Genomic DNA, 18,180 nt, shown 5'->3' with positions numbered 1-18,180 from the left:
TGAAGGGTGCCACCCATGGCATAGGGTAGTTGCTACGGGAAACTACACCACGGTTGATTTCACACAGTTGAGTTCAAGAAGCGGGCATGGCCAAGCAGAGTTCATTTTTTCGATCCGTCAGCCGTCTCTATCCGCACGTGAAGCCGGTCCTGCCGCGCCTCTTTATGGGCCTGCTGTCGGCGCTCCTGGCCAGCGTGGTTGCCCTGACCATCCCGCAGGTGCTGCGCGTGCTCATCAACGATTCCCTCCGCCCCGGCGCCACCGCGGACGCCGTGTGGAGCTCGGCCGGCCTCATCCTTGCCCTGGGCGTCGCCGAAGCCGTGCTGGTTGCCCTGCGCCGCACCTTCGTGATCAACCCGGCCACCACCGTGGAGACCCGGATGCGGGTCTCGCTCTACGGCCACCTGCAGGACCTCCCCGTCTCCTTTCATGACCGCTGGGGCTCCGGCCAACTGCTTTCCCGCGCCATGACGGACCTCAACTTCATCCGGCGCTGGATGGCATTCGGGGCCATCATGCTGGTGGTGACCACCCTGACGGTGGTGATCGGCGTCGTCGTCATGTTCACCATGAGCTGGCAGCTGGCCCTGATCTTCCTGGCCGCAGCAGGACCCGTGATGGTCTACGGTTTCCGGTTCCGGACCCGCTTCAGCAAGGTTGCCCGGCGCAGCCAGGACCAGGCCGGCGACCTCGCCACCACGGTTGAAGAGTCCGTCCACGGCATTCGTGTCCTGAAGGCCTTCGGCCGCAGCCGCGAAGCTCTGGAAACCTTCAACGGCCAGGCCGAGGAACTGCGCCAGACGGAGATTGCCAAGGCCCGGCATCAGGCCGTCTTCAGCATGGTGGTGACGCTCCTGCCGGAGCTGGCGCTGGGCGCGGGCCTGGTCACTGGAATCATGCTCGCAGCCAATGGCCAGCTCAGCATCGGTTCCCTTGTGGCCTTCTTCGCCACCGCCGCCGTCATCGCCGCACCCGTCGAGTTCTCCGGCATGCTGCTGGCCATGGCCCTAACGGCGAAAACCGCGCTGGACCGGCACTTCGAGGTCATGGATTCGCAAAACACCATCACGGACGCGGCGCAACCCCGCAGCCCCGCCGACGTCAAAGGCTCACTGAGCTTCAACAACGTAACGTTCGCGTTCGACGACGCCCCGGACAAGCCGGTGCTGACGGACGTCCGGCTGGACATCTGCCCGGGCGAAACCATGGCGCTTGTGGGCATCACCGGCAGCGGCAAGAGTGCCCTGCTGCAGCTGGTGCCCCGGCTCTACGACGTCACGGCGGGTTCCATCACGCTCGACGGCGTCGACCTTCGGGACTTCAGCGTCGAGGAGCTCCGCACCCTGGTGGCTGTGGCCTTCGAGGACACCACCCTGTTCTCCAGCTCGGTGCGCGACAACGTACTGCTCGGCGTCCAGTCCGGAGACACCGACACCCGCGAAAAGATCCTCGCGGAGGCCCTGGACACGGCACAGGCGCACTTCGCCTACTCGCTGCCTGAGGGCCTGGACACCCTCATCGGCGAGGAGGGCCTCAGCCTGTCCGGCGGCCAGCGCCAGCGTCTCGCCCTGGCCCGGGCCATTGCAGCCGCACCCGCTGTGCTGGTCCTGGACGATCCCCTCTCCGCCCTGGACGTGAACACGGAGGAGCTCGTGGAAAACCGGCTGCGGGAGGTGCTGGCCGGCACCACGACGCTGATCGTCGCCCACCGCCCGTCCACCGTGGCGCTGGCCGATCGGGTCGCGCTGCTGGAGGACGGCCGCATCGCCGCCGTCGGAACCCATACCGAACTGCTGGCCGGCAACAGCCATTACCGTTACGTCATCGCGAGCCTGGAGGCGGAGCCCCGCGACCTGGACTCCGAGCTGTCGGCCCTCGACGACGCCGAGGAGGTCAGCCGGTGAGCACCACAGCGTTCGGCACCGCCAATGAGGACAACGCCAATCTGAGCAAGAGCGACAGCAAAGCAGTACGGCGCCGGTCGCTCGCCTTGCTGGGGTCGCTGATCCGGCCCGTGCGGCTGCGGTTCTGGCTCACGATCGCCACGGTGGTCCTGTCACAGGCGGCCCGGGTGGCCGGCCCGGCGCTGATCGCCTTCGGCATCGACCACGCGCTGCCTTCCCTCCGCGCCGGCAACAGCCTCCCGCTGGTGCTGACCGGCGTCGCGTACCTCGCCACAGCACTGGCCGCCGCCGGGCTGACGGCCCTGTACGTGACGTCGACGGCGAAACTTAGCCAGGCCATGCTCCTGGACCTTCGCTTGTGGGTGTTCCGCCACACCCAGCGGCTCAGCCTCGAATTCCACGAGAGGTACACCTCGGGGCGGATTATCGCGCGGCAAACTTCGGATCTCGAAGCGCTGCGCGAACTCCTGGACTCGGGAGTCAGCTCGCTCACCTCGGGCGCGCTGTTCATGGTGTTCACCGCCGCCACCATCTTCGCCCTCGACTGGCGCAGCGGACTGGTGGTGCTGGCCGCGGCCGTGCCGATGTTCTTCCTGGCCCGCTGGTACCAGAAGCACTCACAGATGGCGTTCCGCCAGTCCCGGGTGGTCTCGGCCCGGCTCATCGTGCACTTCATCGAGACCATGACCGGCATCCGCGCGGTCAAAGCCTTCCGCAAAGAGCGCGAGAACGCCGGCCGCTACGGCGAACTCGCCGAGGACTACCGGCAGGCGACCGTCCGCTCCATCAACCTGAACGGCGTCTTCCAGCCCGGCCTGGTGCTGATCGGCAATGTCTGTGTGGCCGCCGTGCTGCTGCTCGGTGGCTTCCGGGTGCTGAGCGGTGATCTGGCCGTGGGCGTGCTGCTGGCCCTGATGCTCTCCACGAAGCGCTTCTTCCAGCCGGTGGACCAGATGGCCATGTTCTACAACTCCTTCCAAAGCGCCCAGGCCGCGCTGGAGAAGGTCTCGGGCCTGCTCGAGGAGGTGCCCACAGTGCGCCCGCCGCGGAACGCGGTGGAACTCCGCGACGCCCGCGGCGCCGTCGAATTCCGGAACGTTGAGTTCCGCTACGGCACCGGACCACTCATCATCCCCACGCTGAACCTCAGCATTCCGGCGGGCCAGACCGTGGCGCTGGTGGGCCAGACCGGGGCCGGCAAGTCCACGCTGGCCAAGCTGATTGCCCGCTTCTATGACGTGTCTGCCGGTTCTGTGACGCTCGACGGCGTGGACGTCCGGCAACTGGCCACCGCGGACCTGCGGCGGAACATTGTGATGGTGACTCAGGAGGCCTTCCTGTTCAGCGGCTCGGTGGCGGACAACATCGCCCTGGGCCGGCCGGAGGCTCCGCGTGAGGAGATCGAGGCGGCCGCGAAGGCCGTGGGTGCGCACGAGTTCATCATGGAGCTCCCCGAGGGATACGACACCGACGTCAACAAACGCGGCGGCCGGGTCTCCGCGGGCCAGCGCCAACTGATCAGCTTCGCGCGCGCGTTCCTTGCCCGGCCGGCGGTCCTAATCCTGGACGAGGCCACATCCTCGCTGGACATCCCCTCCGAGCGGCTCGTGCAGAGCGGCCTCGCCGGGCTCCTGCGCGGAACGGACGGGGCCGGCGACGCAACGCACGGAACGCCGGCCGCGGACGGAACGGCCCGCGGAACCGCGCGCACGGCGCTGATCATCGCGCACCGGCTATCGACCGTGGAGACGGCGGACAGGGTGCTCGTGGTCCATGACGGACAGGTGGTGGAGGACGGAACCCCGGACGAACTGATCGGTGGCAACGGCCGTTTCGCCCGGCTGCACACCGCCTGGAAGGACTCGCTGGTCTGAGCCGCAGCGGCTCGTCCGGACCCCGATTTCACATGTTGGCCCAGTATCGGATATTCTTGTTCAGTTGCTTTCACAGCAGCGGATCGGGATGTAGCGCAGCTTGGTAGCGCGCTTCGTTCGGGACGAAGAGGTCGCAGGTTCAAATCCTGTCATCCCGACCAAAAGGATAGAGGGTCTCCCCAGGGAGGCCCTCTTTCTGTTTCTTCGGCTACTCCAAGAAAACATTTGGGAACGAAAAACGGCCCCGGAACATGATGTGCGCATGTTCCGGAGCCGTTTTCCCCATGGAAGCTGTTTACATAGGATCGGGCCAGTTGCCAATGGTGGTCTCTGACACCATGGGATCAGGCCAATTGCCGATAGTGGTCGTGTTCACGTCCTTGACCCGCATCGGATCCGGCCAGTTGCCAATGGCAACCGAGGTGCCCGCGTTGTCCGCGATCGAGCCTGCAGACAGAACGGCGGGAGCCGCAGCAGAAAATGCGAGGGCCCCCGCCAGAACGGCAGCGGCTGCTATCTTCTTTAACATGTGAGGGTTCCTCAATACGAGTTGGATTCGTTACCAAGTCAGCACAGTCCTTGTTGACATACATTGTAAAATGTTTTCCACAGAGGGTGTCAAGCATTCTGTACAAAGGCTGTCCGGAATAGGAGGAACCCCAGTGGGTAACGGATTCGGGGAAAAGCTCCGCGCTGAGCGGCTGGAACGCGGATTGACCCAGGCCGAACTGGGCAGGGACCTGTACTCCCCCAGCTACATTTCCCTGCTGGAAACCGGCCGGCGGGAACCCACAGCCGACGTCATCGAAGAGCTCGCCCGCAGGCTGGAGCTCGCGCCCAAGGCGCTCGAAGCGTGGAGCCAGCCCATTTCGGTCAGCGACGCCGAATACGTGCTGGCTGGCCTCTATGCCCGGCAGGCTTGGGATCTGCGTGACTACGCCCTCGCGGCCGAACACGCCGCCAATGCCGCCCGGATCGCCCTCGACGGCAAAAACACCAGCGCCTGGTGGAACATGACCTACATGCAGGCCGAATGCCTCATGAAGCAGGGCCACCTCAAGGAATGCCAGAAGATCATGGAGCACCTGTCCGAGCATCCCATGGCCACGGAATCGGCCGGTCTGGGTGTCCGGGCGCGCCAGATGCTCGCCGCCCTGTGCCACGGGCAGGGCCAGCTGGGCACCGCCGTCGAACACGCCGAGAAGGCCGTGGAGCTGTGCGCCCAGCTGCCCAAGGGCTCAACACTCATCATCGGGGCGCTCCGGGCGCTGATCGGAGCACTGGCCGAGAGCGGCCGGCTCGACGAGGCGTGGAAGTACTGCGAGGACATGAATGAGCAGATGGATGAGCATTCAATGTCCCAGCTCGCGGGCGAGGTGGCATGGGTGATCGGCAATGTCGCGTTCATGCGGCACGACTACCCGGAGGGCATCAAGCACCACGAGCGGGCGGCGAAGCTGCTCTCCCCCGCCAACGACATCGAGCTGTGGGCCCGCTTCAACAAGGCGTCAGCTGCCGTCCGCCTCTCCTCCGGAATCGTTGAGCCGGAGACCTTGTCCGCCATTGAACGCGCCGAACTCGCGCTGTCCATCGTCGGCGGGAACAAGACGGACCAGCTGGAAGTCGCCTTCATCCGCGCCCGCTGGCTCTACCTCACCGGCGACATCGTGGCTGCCGTCCAGAAGCTCCGCGACATCCACGCCGAACGGACGGACCTGGCCAAGCACACGGCCGGCGAGGTCTCGCTGCTTCTCGGCAAATCGCTGAAGGCTGCGGGCGAAGGGGATGAGGCGCTTGTGCATCTGGAGGAGGCGCAGAAGGAATTCAGTGCCGCCGGCGCGCAGGACCGGGTCCAGCAGGCCCTCGATGCCGTGCTGGAGATCCGGCTCGCCCAGCGCCGTGCGGCAGCGGCCGAAGCCAGCTAGCAGGCACAGCGCAAAAACGCCAGGCGCCCCCGGGACTGGTCCCGGGGGCGCCTGACGTTTGTCGTTGGCGCAGATCGCCTAGCTGAACGTGCGGCCGGTCAGCTTCTCGTAGGCCTCGACGTAGCGGGCCCTGGTGCGGTCCACGATCTCCGCGGGCAGGGCCGGCGGCGGCGTGTCGGAGGCCTTGTCCCAGCCGGATTCGGCGGATGTCAGCCAGTCCCGGACGAACTGCTTGTCGTAGGAGGGCTGCGCCTTGCCGGGCTCGTACGTGGCGGCGTCCCAGAACCGGGACGAGTCCGGCGTCAGGACCTCGTCGCCCAGGGTGATGGCCCCGTTCACGACGTCGTAGCCGAACTCCACCTTGGTGTCGGCCAGGATGATGCCCCGTTCACGGGCGATCCCCTCCGCCTTGGTGTAGATGCTCAGCGTCAGTTCGCTCAGGCGCGCGGCGATGTCGTCGCCCACGATGGACACGACGGCGTCGTAGGAGATGTTTTCGTCGTGCTCCCCCACCTCGGCCTTGGCCGACGGGGTGAAGATGGCGTGCTCCAGGCGGGAGCCGTCCACCAGGCCTTCCGGCAGCGGGATCTCGCAGACGGTGCCGGACTGCCGGTATTCCACGAGGCCGGAGCCGGTGAGGTAGCCGCGGGCGATGCATTCGACCGGGAACATTTCCAGCTTCTTGCAGATCATGGCGCGGCCCTCGACCGCTGCCGGCACGCCGTCCTCCACCGTGGACGCCAGGACGTGGTGTTCCACGTCCAACTGGTCGAACCACCAAAGGCTCAGCTGGGTCAGGATGCGTCCCTTGTCCGGGATTTCGCTGCTGAGCACGTGGTCGTACGCGCTGATGCGGTCACTGGCGACCACCAGCACGCATTCCTGACCGAACTGCTCGTTGATGGAGTCGCTGGCCGGGACGTACAGGTCGCGGACCTTGCCCGAGTAGACGTGCTTCCAGCCGGGCAGCTCCGCGTGGGCGGTGTCCAGTCCGCGGGTGTTTTCCTGTTCAGCCACCGGTTACGCCTTTTCTTCCGAAGCGGAGCCGGCCTGGGCAGCCGACGGGGCGGCGACGGCGGACGACACCTTGATTTCGCCGCGTGCGGCCTTGCCGGCTATGTCCGTGCGGAACTGGGCGCCTTCCAGCTGAACCAGCTCCACGCCGTCGTACGCCCTTTCCCGGGCCTCGACGAGGTCGGAGCCGAGCGCCACCACGGCCAGCACGCGGCCGCCGGCGGAGACCACCTTGCCCTCACCGTCGAGCTTGGTTCCGGCGTGGATCACGTGGACACCGTCCAGCTCGTCCACCTTCTTGAGGCCGCGGATGCGGTCACCCGTGCGCGGGCTGTCGGGGTAGTTTTCAGAGGCGACCACGACGGCGACTGCCGTGTCCTTGGACCAGCGCAGCTCTTCTGCCTGGTCCAGCTCGCCCTTCGCGGCTGAGAGGAGCAGGGAACCGAGGGGCGTCTTAAGCCGGGCGAGCACAGCCTGGGTTTCGGGGTCGCCGAAGCGGACGTTGAATTCGATGACGCGCGTGCCGCGCTTGGTCAGCGCCAGGCCGACGAACAGCACGCCCACGAACGGGGTGCCGCGGCGGGCCATCTCGTCCACGGTGGGCTGGGCGATGCGGTCGATGACCTCCTGGACAAGGCCGTCAGGAGCCCAGTCGAGCGGGGTGTAGGCACCCATGCCGCCGGTGTTGGGGCCTTCGTCGTTGTCGTAGATGCGCTTGAAGTCCTGCGCCGGGGACAGCGCCACGGTGTTGCGGCCGTCGCACAGGACGAACACCGAGACCTCGGGGCCGTCCAGGAACTCCTCGATGACCACGGTTCCGCCGGCGTCGAAGCAGCTCTGGGCGTGGGCCAGGGCGTCGTCCCGGTCGTTGGTAACCACCACGCCCTTGCCTGCGGCCAGGCCGTCATCCTTGACGACGTAGGGGGCGCCGAAGGTGTCGAGCGCCGCGGCTGCCTCATCTGCATTGGCAGCCACCAGAGCCATGGCGGTGGGAACGCCCGCTTCGGCCATGACCTGCTTCGCGTATGCCTTGGAGGCCTCGAGCTGGGCGGCGTCCTTGCTGGGCCCGAACACCGGGATGCCGGCGTCGCGCACGGCGTCGGACACACCGGCCGCAAGGGGAGCTTCGGGGCCAACCACCACCAGGTCAACGTCGAGCCGCGTGGCGAGCGCCGCCACCGCGTCCGGATCGTTCCCGTTGATGGCGTGCGTGGGGACGAGCTTGCTGATGCCGGCGTTGCCCGGAGCCGCGTGGACTTCGGAAACGTTGGGGTCGGCAAGGAGGGAGCGGACAATGGCGTGTTCGCGGCCACCGGGGCCAATGACGAGTACCTTCACAGTCTCCAAGGGTACTTTGTGCACCCTGCTGGCTCCTAAGCTGTGACCGGTTCACCGTTATGGCCGGCGGACAATCCGGGTGGCCCGCCGCTACGAACCAATGGCATGAAGAAGCTCATGAGGTGGTTCAGGGGACCGACCGCGTTGGCGGCCCTGGCAGGGGTGGCTGCCGCCGCCGTCGTACTTTCCGTTGCGGAACTGGCGGGGGCGTTCTTTACCGCCCGTGCCACTCCCCTGTTTGCCCTGGGCTCGACGTTCATCGACTTCACGCCGCCACGGCTGAAGGACTTCGCGATTGCGACGTTCGGCACCAATGACAAGGCCGCGCTTTTCGCCGGGATGGGTCTGACGATCTTCGTTTTGGCGTGCGCGCTGGGAGTGGTGGCGTACCGGAGATGGGCGCTGGGCGCGGCCGGCGTGCTGTTCATGGGCGCGGTGATCGTGGCCAGCGTGGTGACCCGCGCGGGCGTCAGGCCGCTGGACGCCGTGCCCTCGCTCCTCGGAACCGTGGCCGGGCTGATCGTGCTGCGGCTGCTGGTGTCACGGCTGTGGCGGCTGCAGGCATTTCCGGATGCTCCGGCCAACGTTGCGGCCAAAGCACCGGAGGGCCCGGCCACCTCCCGGCGGGCCTTCTTCGCGGCGACCGGCTTCACGGCAGCCGCCGCGGGCATCGCCGCCACCGGGGGCCGGCTGCTCAGCGCCGCGCGCAGCAATGTGGCGCAGGCGCGCGAGTCCCTCCGGCTGCCGGCGGCTGCCCGGCCCGCAGCCGCGGTGCCCGCCGGCGTGCAGTCGGCTACGCCCGGCGTGACGCCGTGGCTCACGCCCGCCAAGGACTTCTACCGGATTGACACCGCCCTCAGCGTCCCGGAGATCAAGGCGGAGGAGTGGGAACTGCGCGTGCACGGGCTGGTGGAGCAGGAGGTCCGGCTCACCTTCCAGGACCTGCTCGACGCCGATTTGATCGAGTCCCATGTAACCCTCACCTGCGTCTCCAATCCCGTGGGCGGCAACCTCGCCGGTAACGCCAAGTGGCTGGGGCTGCCCATCCGCGAGGTGCTCAAGAGGGCCAGGCCCACCGCCGGCGCTGACATGGTGCTCTCCACCTCCATCGACGGGTTCAGCGCCTCCACGCCCCTGGAGGTCCTGCAGGACGACCGCGACGCCATGCTTGCGATCGGCATGAACGGCGAGCCGCTGCCGCTGGAACACGGCTATCCCGTGCGCATGGTGGTGCCGGGACTGTACGGGTTCGTGTCCGCCACGAAATGGGTGGTGGACCTGGAGGTGACCCGCTTCGCCGACAGCAAGGCCTACTGGACCCAGCGAGGCTGGTCAGAGCGCGGTCCCATCAAGACGATGGCCCGGGTGGAAGTGCCCAAATCCTTCGCCGTGGTGAAGGCCGGGAAGGTGGCCATCGGCGGCACCGCCTGGGCGCAGACCCGGGGCATCACCAAGGTGGAGGTGCAGATCGACGGCGGTGACTGGACCGAGGCAGTGCTCTCGGAGGAGGCTTCCGTGGATACCTGGCGGCAGTGGTCCTTCGCCTGGGACGCCACACCCGGCGCGCACTACATCAAGGTGCGCGCCACGGACGGGACCGGCGAGGTGCAGACGGAGAAGCGCGCCGATCCCGTGCCGGACGGCGCCTCCGGCTGGCAGTCGGTCATGGTCACGGTTGAGTAGGGGCCGGCACCATAGACTGGGCCCATGGCCCTAACTTCGCACGCCACGTTCACTGTGGATTCCGCCGTCGAACTCGCCGTGGTTGAACGAAGCGGATTCGTGGAGTCCCGCCACATCGGGGCGGCCGTGGTGCTCGCCGCGGACGGCCACGTTGTCACCCAACTGGGTGACATCACCACCCCCATCCTGGCCCGGTCCACGCTCAAGCCCCTGCAGGCGCTGGCGGCCATGCAGTCCGGTGTTCCGCTGCGGGGCGCCCAGGTGGCCCTCGCCTGCGCCAGCCACACCGGATCGCTCGACCACATGGACGTCGTCGAAGGCATGCTCAAGGCCGCGGGCGTCAAGGAGGACCAGCTGCAGTGCCCCGCCGCCTGGCCGCAGGACGAGACGGCACGCACCTGGCTGACCCAGTCTGAGCGGGGCAAGTCCCGGCTGGCCTTCAACTGCTCGGGGAAGCACGCGGCTTTCCTGTGGGCCTGCACCGAAAACGGCTGGGACACGCACAGCTACCTGGAACCCAACCACCCGCTGCAGCAGCGCATCCGCACGGTGATCGAGGAGTACTCCGGTGAACAGATCGCGCACCTGGGCATCGACGGCTGCGGCGCACCGGTGGCCGCCATCTCGCTGACCGGTCTGGCCCGCGCATACTCCCTGCTCGCCAAGGCGCCGTCCGACAAATCCGCCAACGCGCGCGCCGCCACCATCGCCACCTCCATGCTGGACTACCCGTGGGCGGTCCAGGGCAGGGGCGAAGCCAACACCATCGTGATGGAGGAGCTCGACGTCATCGCCAAGATCGGCGCCGAGGGCATCCTGGTCATGGCCACGTCCCAGGGGGTCTCCGTGGCACTCAAGATGCTCGACGGCAACCTGCGGGCCACCTCGCTGGTCGGGCTGACGCTGCTGGCCGCCTGCGGAGCGGTCGACATCCCTGGCGTGTCCAGCGTGCTCGAGAAGGTGGTGGAGCCGGTCCTCGGCGGCGGCCGCCCCGTGGGCAAGATCCGCCTCGGCCATGCTGTCTCGGCCCTGCTGGATTAACGTACTTTTAGCTTTTCAAGGAGGCACCGGTGGCAGTTGCGCGCCGCAGAATTGACCCGGCCGACGGCACAGCGGCCCTGAACGAATGGGCAGCGGGTGCCGTCCCGCCGTCGGATGCTGCTCCGACGGCGCCGGCGGTGCCCCGTTCGGTGATTGCGACGGCGGTGCGCTACTCGCTCGAGGAGGTCACCGCCCGCGCGCCCGGGAATTCAGTGGAGGTGCGGGTGCCCCCGTTCGGCGTCACCCAGTGCGTGGAGGGCCCTCGGCACACGCGCGGCACTCCCCCGAACGTCATCGAGTGCGACGCCGCCACCTGGCTAGCAATGGTGACGGGACGGCTGAGCTGGGCGGACGCCGTCAGCGCCGGTCGCGTGGCTGCCTCCGGCCTACGCGCGGACCTGTCGGCACTGCTCCCCCTCTGACCGGCACGACTTAGCGCAGCAGCACCCGGCTTAACGGGACAGGACCCCGCCCAAGACCGAACTGCTCAGCCGGGGACGGGATCCTGCCTTCAATCCTCTGGAGTTTTTGTCCAGATATCGCGACTTTAATGACCTTCAGCGGACGATATCTGGACAAAAACTCCGTGCGTTATTCGTGGTTGATGGCCGCCGACGGCCTGCTCATCTGGAACTCGGGCATCGCACCGGGGTTAGGGCCGCCGCGGAACTTCGGCGAAGCCTCCCCGCCCCCGCTGATCCGCTCCAGTTCCTGCTCCTGGAAGTCCTCCTCCACGCCGAGCATGACGGCCGAATCGTGGTTAGTGATCTCGCCGCGGAACGCCCGGACCATGACGCTGCGGTCGAACTGGCCCTCCCACTTGGAGACCACGAAGGTTGCCACGCAGTTGCCCAGCAGGTTGACCACCACGCGCATGGAGTCCATGAGCCTGTCGGCCCCGAGGAGCAGGGCGACGCCGGCCACCGGGAAGATTCCGAGCGCGGCTGCCGTGGCGGACAGTGCCAGGAAGGACGAGCCGGGAACGCCGGCCATGCCCTTCGAGGTAAGCAGCAGGACACCGAGGGCCGCCAGCTGCTGGCCGAGGTCCAGGTGGTGGCCGAAGGCCTGGGCGAGGAACAGCAGGGAGATGGACAGGTAAATCGCCGCACCGTCCAGGTTGAACGAGTAGCCCGTGGGCACCACCAAGCCGGTGGTGGCCCGGGAGCATCCGGCATTCGTCAGCTTGGTCATGATGCGCGGCATCACGGCTTCCGTGGAGGCGGTGCCCAGGGCCAGCAGGAATTCCTCGCGGGTGTACTTGAGGAACTGCCACAGCGGAACGCGGGCGAAGCTCCAGGCCACGACGAACAGGAGGCCGATGAAGATAACAGCCGCGCCGTAGCAGGCGGCAATCAGCATCGCGTAGGTGCCGAGGGTGTCCAGCCCGTACTGGCCGATGATGAAGGCCATGGCCCCGAAGGCACCGATCGGCGCGACCTTCATGATCCAGGACATGATCTTGAAAACGAGTTCCAGGACCGTCTCCATGAGGCTGACCACCGGCAGGCACCGCTCGCGGCCGATGACGACGATCGCAGCACCGAAGAACACAGAGAAGAACAGGACCTGCAGCAGGCTGTTGTTGGCGAAGGCGCCGATGACGCTGGTGGGGATGACGTCCAGGATGAACGCCGCGGCGTCCTTCGGCACGGCGTGGCCGGTCTTGGCGTCGAGAGCCTCCTGGGACAGTGTGCTCGGATCGATATTCAGGCCCGCTCCGGGCTGGACGATGTTGCCGACAATCAGGCCGAAGACCAGGGCGAAAAGCGTGGCCGCAGTGAAGTAGAGAAGAGCCTTGACTCCTACCCTTCCGACCGCCTTGACGTCGCCGACGGCCGAAATTCCCGTAACGATCACGAGGAAGATCAGCGGCGCGATGATCATTTTGATGAGCTGGATGAAGCCGTCACCGAGCGGCCTCAGTTGAGCGCCTAGGTCCGGCCAGAAATGCCCTATGAGAACACCTGCCACGACGGCGATCAGAATTTGGAAGAAGAGCGACCTATACAGGGGCTTCTTCTTCGACGGCACCGAACTCGCCTTCAGCGCCGAGGAATCTGGGATCTTCATTGATCTGTACCTATCAATTGGGAACTGCCCCGGATCGGGGTCTGTCTCCAACGTAACCCCGGTCACACTATTCCGCAAGAGGAAATTCAGTTTTCACAATGCGGAAGTAAATACACCAGTCACAATTGAGTTTTTGTCCATCTATTGGGAGTTAGTGCCCCACCAGCGGCCGATATCTGGACAAAAACTCTCACCTTTGCCAGCCCTGCTTGCGTAGCGCCTGCCTCACCCGCGAGACCACCCATTCCGGCCCATGGCTCATGTCGATGCTGTTGATCTTGACCTGGCGCCAGCCCGCATCTGCTACGCGCTGGTCCCGGTAGGAGTCCAGCGCCTGCTGTTCGGGGGTCAGGTGATGGAGCCCCTCGTACTCGATGCACGTCCGGAACCTCGGGCAGCCCAGGTCCGTCCAGACCGGCCTGTTGAGCACATCGTCCACGCGGCAATTCGGCGTGAACTCGGGAAGGCCAGCGTCGTCCAGCAGCAGGCGGAGCTTGCTTTCCGGCGGCGAGTCGACGCCGACCCTCAGCAGATCGAGCGCAAGCCGCGCCTTCCGCACCCCGTGGATGCCATTGGCACTTTCCACGAACTTCCGCAGCTCTGCCAGCGGAACCATGGCGACCTTCGGCGGCCCGAAGTGCCTGGCATGCTCGCTGACGATGGCGTCGCCCGCCACCACAAGGTCGTCGATGGGCAGGACAGAGCCAAGGTCCACCCAGGTCCGGGCCACGGACGTCAGCCTCAGCCCGCCGATCTCCACGAGGTCGCCCTCGCGGAGCTTGAGCCGGTGCCCGGCGATGCCGCGCCGGCGCGGAAGCGTGCCGCCATTCTCTCTGGAGAGATGAAGGAACCGTCCGGGCTCCCGGAAATGCGGTCCGCTTTTCTTGCCCCACGGCACCGGTTCGACGACGGCGGTCACCGGCCCGCCGTCGTCGGGCCTGAACTCCGCCCATGGGGGCAGCGGAATGCCGTGGACTTCCGCCGCGGTGACCAGGCTGGCGAAGATGTCCGCATCAAGTGCGGTGTGCGAGCGGACGAGCGCGGGCAGGTCGGGACCGCAGGACCGGGGCACGCGGATGCCCCTGCTTGGGCGGTGCATGTCGCGGGCAAAGAGCCTGCCGGCGGGGACTCCGGCGCGGGCCGCATCGGAAACGGCGAAGGGCCGGCTACCGATTTCCTCGGGCAGCGGTGACAATCTGGTCATGCTCCATTGAGGCACCTCAAGGAGGCCGGCGTGACGTTATCCACAGGCCGAACTTCGAGGCCGCGAGTTTTTGTACAGATATTGGCCGCTGAGGGCCGTCTAAGTCGCGATATGTGGACAAAAACCCGGGAGGAGGGGAGGAAGGTCGCTCGGAAGGGAGAAAGGGTCAGCCGCGGCCGATGAAGGGCATTCCGGCGGCCGTAATCACCACCGAGCCCACGCTGGCCGACGGCGGCATCCCGGCCATCATCAGCACTGCGCGGGCCGCGTCGTCCACCGGAAACATCGGTTCCACCCTGCGGCTGCCGTCGGCCTGGAGCGCGCCCGAGCCAACCCCGATGGTGTCCATGATTTCCGTGGCGGTGTTGCCGATGTCGATCTGCCCACAGGTGATGCCGAACTCCCGGCCGTCCAGCTCGATGCTCTTGGTCAGGCCCGTCATGGCGTGCTTGGTGACGGCGTAGGCAACAGTGCGCGGACGTGGTGAATGCGCGGAGATCGAGCCGTTGTTGATGATCCGCCCGCCCTGCGGCGACTGCGCCTTCATCGCCCGGACGGCCGCCCCGGCGCACAGCACCGAGCCGGTCAGGTTCACGGCCACCGTGGCCTCCCAGTCCGCAAGGCTGATCTCATCCACGGACGCCGCCGGGCCGAAGACGCCGGCGTTGTTGAACAGGACGTCCACCCGGCCCCAGCGCCGGAGGACTGCAGCGAAAAGGCGTTCGACGTCGTCGGGCACGGTGACATCACATGGCACCGCAAGCGCGTCCGCGTGCCCGTCCGCCGTTTCCAGGAGCTGCTGCTCGCGGCGGCCCGCCAGGGCCACCCGGTAACCGTCCGCCAGCATTTGCCGGGCAACCGCGCGCCCGATGCCCGAACCGGCGCCGGTAACGACGGCAACGCGTCCCAGTGTGGGTGGAACGGTCATGCTGCTTCTCCTGGAATTGTTGGAACCTGGGCGGTTGCTGGAACCCTAGGCGGTGGCGGCAACGTCGTTCACCACCAGCGGCCAGCCTATGACGGTCTTGGGCCGCGGCGTGGCGTACGTCCGCACCTTGGACGTGGAGAGCTGCATCCGGACCAGGGACTCCGCGATGGTCACGGCGGCCGCCACGCCGTCGACGACGGGCACTCCGGCCCGCTGCCGGATCTGTTCGTCCAGGCCCGCCATGCCGCCGCAGCCCAGCACGATCACCTCGGCCTTGTCCTCCCGGACCGCGAGCAGCGCCTGGCTGATGATTGCCTCAACCGCCCGCTCCGGTTCCTCCTCCAGTTCAAGCACGGCCATCCCGCTGGCCCGCACCGAAGCACAGCGCGCATCGAGGCCGGCCAGCTTCAGCCGGTCCTCGATGAGCGGCACGGCACGGTCCAGGGTGGTTACCACGGAGTACTTGTGCCCAAGGAACATGGCCGTGCTGGCCGCCGCCTCGGTGATGTCGACGACGGGCACGTCCAGCAGCTCCTGCAGCCCCTCCCGGCCGTGCTCACCGTAGCCGGCCTGGATAACGGCGTCGAAGGGTTCGGGGTAGTTGACCACCCGGTCCATCACGGCGATCGCGGCCAGGTAGCTCTCAAAGTTGCCTTCGCAGGAGTCGGCCCCGAAGCGCGGCGTGATCCCGACGATCTCGGTGCCGGGCGCCGCGATGCTGCGCGCCTGAGCGGCGATGGAGTCCGTCATGGACTGGGTGGTGTTGACGTTCGCAACGAGTATGCGCATGGTTCCTCCTGGGGGATGGCCGTCGGTGGCTGTTAGTGGGTGCTGGCGACGGCGATGGCTTCGCCGTCGACGTCCTCGAAGCGCTGCCTGCGGTCGGCGATCACGTAGTAGCTGAGAGCAGCGACGCCGGCACCGAAGAACCAGGCAAACGGGGCGGCCGCCTCAAAGGCCGGGAGGAAGGCGACGAGGATGGCCAGGACGGCTGCCGGCACCAGCGCGATGATGGCCCGCGGATTGACGCCCCGCTTGTAGAAGTAGGCACCGTCAGGGTTTTCGGTGTAGAGCTCGGGGACGTTGACCTTACCGCGGCGGAGCAGCCAGTAGTCGGCCATGACGACGCCGAACAGGGGTCCGAGCAGTGCGCCCAGCCCGCCCAGGAAGTAGACGATCACGAGCGGGTTGTTGTAGAGGTTCCACGGCAGGATGACCAGGCCGATGGTGCCGCTCACCCACGCTGCGCGGCGGAAGTTGAGCCGCTTGGGGAAAAGGTTGGTGAGGGCATACACGGGAGCGACGAAGTTGGCCATGAGGTTGACCGCGATGGTCAGGATGAGGATCGCAAGGCAGGCAAGCACCAGGAACAGGGTGTTGGGGATGCTTTGGACGATGTCCGACGGCGTTTCGATGATGGTCCCGTTGATCTTGTACTGTCCGCCGGCGAGGACCACCACGATGGCGCCGAAGAGGAGCATGTTGATGGGGATACCCCAGAAGTTGCCGCGCACGATGGACTTCTTGGACACCGCGGAGCGGGTGAAGTCGCAGAAGTTCAGGACGAACGTTCCGTAGATGGAGACCCAGAGGGCGCCGCCGGCGAAAATGGTCCGCCACATCTCGCCGCCCTCGAGGCCCCGGATGCCGGTCCACTGGATGGAGCCGTGCGCCTCGGTGAAGACCCAGACAGCAAGCAGGACCATCGTCAGCAGGATGACCGGACCGGCGAAGGCCTCGTACTTGCGGATCATCTCCATGCCGAAGCTGACGATCACGAGCTGCACGATCCACAGCCCCACGAAGGAGATCCAACCCAGAGTGGACAGGCCGAGGATGGAGTTGGTGTCCAGGTCATGAAGGGACGGAACCATGGCCACCAGCATGACGCGGAGCACCACCGAGGCGAGGAACGTCTGGATGCCGAACCACGCCACCGCCACCGCCCCGCGCAGCAGGCTGGCGAGCTGGGCGCCGCGGATGCCGAAACTGATGCGGCTCATGACGGGAAACGGAACGCCCGTTTTCTGGCCCATGAAACCGGAGAAGCTGAGCAGGACGAAGAGGAGGGCCGCCCCGATGGCCAGGGCGGTCAGGATCTGCCAGCCCCCGAGGCCAAGGGAAAAGAGTCCGACGGCGAACGCGTAGTTCCCGAGGCTGTGAACGTCGTTCGCCCAGAGGGTGAAGATGCTGTACCCCGTCCAGCGGCGCCCTTGCCGCTTGGTCGGTGCGAGGTCAGTGTTGTAGAGGCTGGGGCTGATGTCGCGGCCGGCTGCGGCGCTAGCCGCTTCGCACAGGGCGTCGGTCGCAGTGGTCTGGTGAACGGGCTGGCCCGACGACGCTGTCAGGGCAGGAGCCGGTTCGACGCCGACCGGTGGAGTCGTATGCATCTGGATCTCCAGTTTCTGGGATTTCCGCGGTGGTGAGCCCTCGATCGGATGACTATGGGTCGAACGATCACTGCTGTTATTCCACATCGCGAAATAAACTTGTTGAATAGTGAAATAAGGTTATGACCTGCATCACCTTCCGGTCAAGGCTGCCACTGGTGGGTCCGTGGTCACAATCCGTCCGATGCTCGCCGTCGGACGGGAGTGCGCCGCGGGGGTGCACGCAGTTTGACCATGGTTCAGCCGGCCAGATAATCTCGAACAGCAAGAATGTTTTCTCACAATACGAAAACATGAGCCCAACACTCAAAGATGAAACGAGGCTGCCGTGGCTGCAGGAGAAGATACCTCCCATATCCTCAGCGGGTTGACTAACCAGCTGCCTGATCGTGATCCGGAAGAGACTGCCGAGTGGGTTGAGTCCCTGGATGCGCTGATCAGGGAACAGGGCACGGAGCGTGCCCAATACATCATGCGCAGTCTCCTGCAGCGTGCCGGCGCGCAGAGCGTCGGGGTTCCGATGGTGACCACCACGGATTACGTGAACACGATCCCGGTGGACCAGGAAGCGGAATTCCCGGGCAACGAGGAGTACGAGCGCCGGTACCGGGCGTACATGCGCTGGAACGCGGCCGTGATGGTGCACCGGGCGCAGCGGCCCGAGATCGGGGTGGGCGGGCACATCTCCACCTACGCCGGCGCCGCGACGTTGTACGAGGTCGGGTTCAACCACTTCTTCCGCGGCAAGGACCACCCCGGCGGCGGGGACCAGGTGTTCTTCCAGGGCCACGCGTCCCCGGGCATGTACG

Annotated in this window: 14 protein-coding genes, 1 tRNA gene and 1 pseudogene; 8 read left to right on the top strand and 8 right to left on the bottom strand. The window is 66.5% G+C overall.

Annotated features, from left to right (window positions below):
- The first annotated feature begins 86 nt into the window (after nucleotides 1-86).
- From CXZ05_RS05430 to CXZ05_RS05420, 3 genes are all read left to right on the top strand, one after another.
- Nucleotides 87-1,904, top strand: coding sequence for an ABC transporter ATP-binding protein (locus CXZ05_RS05430; protein ID WP_102971611.1), 1,818 nt, complete (start codon nucleotides 87-89; stop codon nucleotides 1,902-1,904).
- Nucleotides 1,901-3,778 (top strand): ABC transporter ATP-binding protein, encoded by a 1,878-nt coding sequence (locus CXZ05_RS05425; protein ID WP_102971610.1) that lies wholly within the window; start codon nucleotides 1,901-1,903, stop codon nucleotides 3,776-3,778. Before CXZ05_RS05430 ends, CXZ05_RS05425 begins: the two co-directional genes overlap by 4 nt.
- Nucleotides 3,779-3,862: 84 nt before the next feature.
- Nucleotides 3,863-3,939, top strand: a tRNA-Pro gene (locus CXZ05_RS05420).
- A gap of 134 nt (nucleotides 3,940-4,073) precedes the next feature.
- On the opposite strand, the gene CXZ05_RS05415 is transcribed toward CXZ05_RS05420, so the two are convergent.
- Nucleotides 4,074-4,307, bottom strand: a complete 234-nt coding sequence (locus CXZ05_RS05415) for a hypothetical protein (RefSeq protein WP_102971609.1) — start codon at nucleotides 4,305-4,307, stop codon at nucleotides 4,074-4,076.
- Between the two features lie 133 nt (nucleotides 4,308-4,440).
- Here CXZ05_RS05415 and CXZ05_RS05410 point away from each other — a divergent pair, with 133 nt between their 5' ends.
- Nucleotides 4,441-5,703 (top strand): helix-turn-helix transcriptional regulator, encoded by a 1,263-nt coding sequence (locus CXZ05_RS05410; RefSeq protein ID WP_102971608.1) that lies wholly within the window; start codon nucleotides 4,441-4,443, stop codon nucleotides 5,701-5,703.
- A gap of 78 nt (nucleotides 5,704-5,781) precedes the next feature.
- On the opposite strand, the gene CXZ05_RS05405 is transcribed toward CXZ05_RS05410, so the two are convergent.
- Nucleotides 5,782-6,720 (bottom strand): phosphoribosylaminoimidazolesuccinocarboxamide synthase, encoded by a 939-nt coding sequence (locus CXZ05_RS05405; RefSeq protein WP_102971607.1) that lies wholly within the window; start codon nucleotides 6,718-6,720, stop codon nucleotides 5,782-5,784.
- Nucleotides 6,721-6,723: 3 nt separating this feature from the next.
- Nucleotides 6,724-8,055: a phosphoribosylamine--glycine ligase gene (purD, locus tag CXZ05_RS05400; protein WP_102971893.1), complete on the bottom strand. Its 1,332-nt coding sequence runs from the start codon at nucleotides 8,053-8,055 to the stop codon at nucleotides 6,724-6,726.
- A 105-nt stretch (nucleotides 8,056-8,160) separates the two neighbouring features.
- On the opposite strand from purD, the gene CXZ05_RS05395 reads away from it, so the two are divergent.
- From CXZ05_RS05395 to CXZ05_RS05385, 3 genes are read left to right on the top strand one after another with little or no spacing between them, the layout of a single operon-like run.
- Entirely contained in the window at nucleotides 8,161-9,738 is a 1,578-nt protein-coding gene (locus CXZ05_RS05395) for a molybdopterin-dependent oxidoreductase (RefSeq protein WP_102971606.1), read from the top strand.
- Between the two features lie 24 nt (nucleotides 9,739-9,762).
- Nucleotides 9,763-10,779: an asparaginase gene (locus tag CXZ05_RS05390; protein ID WP_102971605.1), complete on the top strand. Its 1,017-nt coding sequence runs from the start codon at nucleotides 9,763-9,765 to the stop codon at nucleotides 10,777-10,779.
- Between the two features lie 29 nt (nucleotides 10,780-10,808).
- Nucleotides 10,809-11,201: a sterol carrier family protein gene (locus tag CXZ05_RS05385; RefSeq protein WP_102971604.1), complete on the top strand. Its 393-nt coding sequence runs from the start codon at nucleotides 10,809-10,811 to the stop codon at nucleotides 11,199-11,201.
- A gap of 169 nt (nucleotides 11,202-11,370) precedes the next feature.
- Here CXZ05_RS05385 and CXZ05_RS05380 read toward each other — a convergent pair whose 3' ends face one another.
- The 5 genes from CXZ05_RS05380 to CXZ05_RS05360 all read right to left on the bottom strand — a co-directional run bounded on the left by CXZ05_RS05380 (nucleotide 11,371) and on the right by CXZ05_RS05360 (nucleotide 17,371).
- Nucleotides 11,371-12,849: a cation:dicarboxylate symporter family transporter gene (locus tag CXZ05_RS05380; RefSeq protein ID WP_102971603.1), complete on the bottom strand. Its 1,479-nt coding sequence runs from the start codon at nucleotides 12,847-12,849 to the stop codon at nucleotides 11,371-11,373.
- 190 nt (nucleotides 12,850-13,039) lie between these two features.
- On the bottom strand, nucleotides 13,040-14,053 hold the full coding sequence (locus CXZ05_RS23335) for an endonuclease domain-containing protein (RefSeq protein ID WP_258006459.1): 1,014 nt from the start codon (nucleotides 14,051-14,053) through the stop codon (nucleotides 13,040-13,042).
- 166 nt (nucleotides 14,054-14,219) lie between these two features.
- On the bottom strand, nucleotides 14,220-14,981 hold the full coding sequence (locus tag CXZ05_RS05370; RefSeq protein WP_102971602.1) for an SDR family oxidoreductase: 762 nt from the start codon (nucleotides 14,979-14,981) through the stop codon (nucleotides 14,220-14,222).
- Nucleotides 14,982-15,026: 45 nt separating this feature from the next.
- Nucleotides 15,027-15,770, bottom strand: coding sequence for an aspartate/glutamate racemase family protein (locus CXZ05_RS05365; RefSeq protein WP_102971601.1), 744 nt, complete (start codon nucleotides 15,768-15,770; stop codon nucleotides 15,027-15,029).
- 32 nt (nucleotides 15,771-15,802) lie between these two features.
- On the bottom strand, nucleotides 15,803-17,371 hold the full coding sequence (locus tag CXZ05_RS05360; protein ID WP_102971600.1) for an NCS1 family nucleobase:cation symporter-1: 1,569 nt from the start codon (nucleotides 17,369-17,371) through the stop codon (nucleotides 15,803-15,805).
- Between the two features lie 328 nt (nucleotides 17,372-17,699).
- On the opposite strand from CXZ05_RS05360, the pseudogene CXZ05_RS05355 reads away from it, so the two are divergent.
- A pseudogene (locus tag CXZ05_RS05355) lies at nucleotides 17,700-18,180 on the top strand (pyruvate dehydrogenase (acetyl-transferring), homodimeric type); the annotation flags it as partial.

The sequence above is a fragment of the Arthrobacter sp. AFG20 genome (genome assembly GCF_002892795.1).
Classification (GTDB): Bacteria; Actinomycetota; Actinomycetes; order Actinomycetales; family Micrococcaceae; genus Arthrobacter.
This window is presented reverse-complemented; position numbering and strand designations above follow the sequence as displayed.